Source organism: Stenotrophomonas sp. PD6 (assembly GCF_049199305.1).
In the GTDB taxonomy this organism is placed as follows: domain Bacteria; phylum Pseudomonadota; class Gammaproteobacteria; order Xanthomonadales; family Xanthomonadaceae; genus Stenotrophomonas.
Map to the genome: position 1 here is coordinate 1 of NZ_JBLZQD010000034.1, position 3,450 is coordinate 3,450.

Consider the following 3,450-nt stretch of genomic DNA (forward strand, 5'->3'; position numbering starts at 1 on the left):
TGTGTGCCGGCTTTACAAAGAGACGCGCCTGAGCGCCTGCCTCTCGTTTGGTCTTGTGACGTAGCGTGCACTTGGGATCTATCGACATGTCATGTCGGCCAAGGCAACTTGAGGTTATATGGTCAAGCCACACGGATCATTAGTATCAGTTAGCTCAATACATTGCTGTACTTACACACCTGACCTATCAACCACATAGTCTATATGGTTCCTTCAGGGGGCTTGTGCCCCGGGAGATCTCATCTTGAGGCGCGCTTCCCGCTTAGATGCTTTCAGCGGTTATCGCTTCCGAACATAGCTACCCGGCAATGCCACTGGCGTGACAACCGGAACACCAGAGGTTCGTCCACTCCGGTCCTCTCGTACTAGGAGCAGCCCCTCTCAAATCTCCAACGCCCATGGCAGATAGGGACCGAACTGTCTCACGACGTTCTGAACCCAGCTCGCGTACCACTTTAAATGGCGAACAGCCATACCCTTGGGACCGACTACAGCCCCAGGATGTGATGAGCCGACATCGAGGTGCCAAACACCGCCGTCGATATGAACTCTTGGGCGGTATCAGCCTGTTATCCCCGGAGTACCTTTTATCCGTTGAGCGATGGCCCTTCCATACAGAACCACCGGATCACTAAGTCCTAGTTTCCTACCTGCTTGATCCGTCGATCTTGCAGTCAAGCACGCTTATGCCTTTGCACACAGTGCGCGATGTCCGACCGCGCTGAGCGTACCTTCGAGCTCCTCCGTTACTCTTTAGGAGGAGACCGCCCCAGTCAAACTACCCACCATACACGGTCCCCGACCCAGATAATGGGCCCAGGTTAGAACGTCAAGCACGACAGGGTGGTATTTCAAGGATGGCTCCACCACAGCTAGCGCCATGGTTTCATAGCCTCCCACCTATCCTACACAGACGAACTCAACGTTCAGTGTAAAGCTATAGTAAAGGTTCACGGGGTCTTTCCGTCTTGCCACGGGAACGCTGCATCTTCACAGCGATTTCAATTTCACTGAGTCTCGGGTGGAGACAGCGCCGCTGTCGTTACGCCATTCGTGCAGGTCGGAACTTACCCGACAAGGAATTTCGCTACCTTAGGACCGTTATAGTTACGGCCGCCGTTTACTGGGGCTTCGATCAAGAGCTTCGCCTTGCGGCTGACCCCATCAATTAACCTTCCAGCACCGGGCAGGCGTCACACCCTATACGTCCACTTTCGTGTTTGCAGAGTGCTGTGTTTTTGATAAACAGTCGCAGCGGCCTGGTTTCTGCGGCCCTCTTCAGCTATAGCTCGCATGAGCCACCAAAAAGGGCGCACCTTCTCCCGAAGTTACGGTGCCATGTTGCCTAGTTCCTTCACCCGAGTTCTCTCAAGCGCCTGAGAATTCTCATCCTACCCACCTGTGTCGGTTTACGGTACGGTCTGCGTAAGCTGAAGCTTAGGAGCTTTTCCTGGAAGCGTGGTATCAGTGACTTTGTCTTAAAGACTCGTCTCGGTGCTCGGTCTTAAAGGATCCCGGATTTGCCAAAGATCCAAACCTACCGCCTTTCCCCCGGACAACCAACGCCGGGTACACCTAACCTTCTCCGTCCCTCCATCGCACTTACGCGAGGTGCAGGAATATTAACCTGCTTCCCATCGACTACGACTTTCGTCCTCGCCTTAGGGGCCGACTCACCCTGCGCCGATTAACGTTGCGCAAGGAAACCTTGGGCTTTCGGCGTGCGGGTTTTTCACCCGCATTATCGTTACTCATGTCAGCATTCGCACTTCCGATACCTCCAGCAGACTTCTCAATCCACCTTCAACGGCTTACGGAACGCTCCTCTACCGCGTACATATAAATATGCACACCCCAAGCTTCGGTTCACTGCTTAGCCCCGTTAAATCTTCCCCGCAGACCGACTCGACCAGTGAGCTATTACGCTTTCTTTAAAGGGTGGCTGCTTCTAAGCCAACCTCCTGGCTGTCTGTGCCTTTCCACATGGTTTTCCACTTAGCAGTGAATTTGGGACCTTAGCTGTGGGTCTGGGTTGTTTCCCTTTTCACGACGGACGTTAGCACCCGCCGTGTGTCTCCCATACAGTCCGTCTCGGTATTCGGAGTTTGCAATGGTTTGGTAAGTCGCGATGACCCCCTAGCCATAACAGTGCTCTACCCCCGAGAGGATACATATGAGGCGCTACCTAAATAGCTTTCGAGGAGAACCAGCTATCTCCGGGTTCGATTAGCTTTTCACTCCTAATCACAGCTCATCCCCGTCTTTTGCAACAGACGTGGGTTCGGGCCTCCAGTACCTGTTACGGCACCTTCACCCTGGCCATGACTAGATCACCCGGTTTCGGGTCTACTGCCCGCGACTATGCGCCCTTATCAGACTCGGTTTCCCTTCGCCTCCCCTATACGGTTAAGCTTGCCACGAACAGTAAGTCGCTGACCCATTATACAAAAGGTACGCAGTCACTCTTTCGAGCTCCTACTGCTTGTACGCACACGGTTTCAGGATCTATTTCACTCCCCTCTCCGGGGTTCTTTTCGCCTTTCCCTCACGGTACTGGTTCACTATCGGTCGGTCAGTAGTATTTAGCCTTGGAGGATGGTCCCCCCATGTTCAGACAGGGTTTCACGTGCCCCGCCCTACTCGTCTTCACTGGAGTGGCCCTTTTAAATACAGGGCTATCACCTTCTATGGCCAGCCGTTCCAGGCTGTTTTTCTAGAACCATTCCAGCTTAAGGGCTAGTCCCCGTTCGCTCGTCGCTACTCAGGGAATCTCGGTTGATTTCTTTTCCTCTGGTTACTTAGATATTTCAGTTCACCAGGTTCGCTTCCAGCAGCTATGTATTCACTGCAGGATACCCGCAAGCGGGTGGGTTTCCCCATTCGGACATTACCGGATCAAAGCTTGTTGCCAGCTCCCCGATACTTTTCGCAGGCTGCCACGTCCTTCATCGCCTCTGACCGCCAAGGCATCCACCGTGTGCGCTTATTCGCTTGACCATATAACCGCAAGTTGCCTTGGGTTATATATATGACCTGGGGGTACAAAGCCCAGATACGAAATATAACGACTCAATTAATAAGAAGACATTTAAGTCTTCCGCCTTAGCCTCACGACACGTCAAGATAGAATCTCAAACGCTCGCTACGTCACAAGTTTTAAAAGAACATGTACCGGCCACAATGCCGATCCATAATAAATTCTTTGTATGCGCTGATCATTCAGAGTTGGTGGGTCTGGGTAGACTCGAACTACCGACCTCACCCTTATCAGGGGTGCGCTCTAACCACCTGAGCTACAGACCCAATGTCCGTTCAGCTCATTGCCGTTTGCGCTGATAAAGGCGCAACGTGTGGTGGAGCCTGTCGGGATCGAACCGACGACCCCCTGCTTGCAAAGCAGGTGCTCTCCCAGCTGAGCTAAGGCCCCATATACGGGACTTCTCACACCAG

Annotated in this window: 2 tRNA genes and 1 rRNA gene; all 3 read right to left on the bottom strand. The window is 53.0% G+C overall.

Annotated elements, in window-relative coordinates:
- Nucleotides 1-118: 118 nt before the first annotated feature.
- A 23S ribosomal RNA gene (locus ACOZHM_RS20650) occupies nt 119-2,997 on the bottom strand.
- A gap of 229 nt (nt 2,998-3,226) precedes the next feature.
- Nucleotides 3,227-3,303 (bottom strand) — tRNA-Ile (locus ACOZHM_RS20655).
- A 48-nt stretch (nt 3,304-3,351) separates the two neighbouring features.
- Nucleotides 3,352-3,427: transfer RNA gene (locus ACOZHM_RS20660), tRNA-Ala, on the bottom strand.
- Between the last annotated feature and the right edge of the window lie 23 nt (nt 3,428-3,450).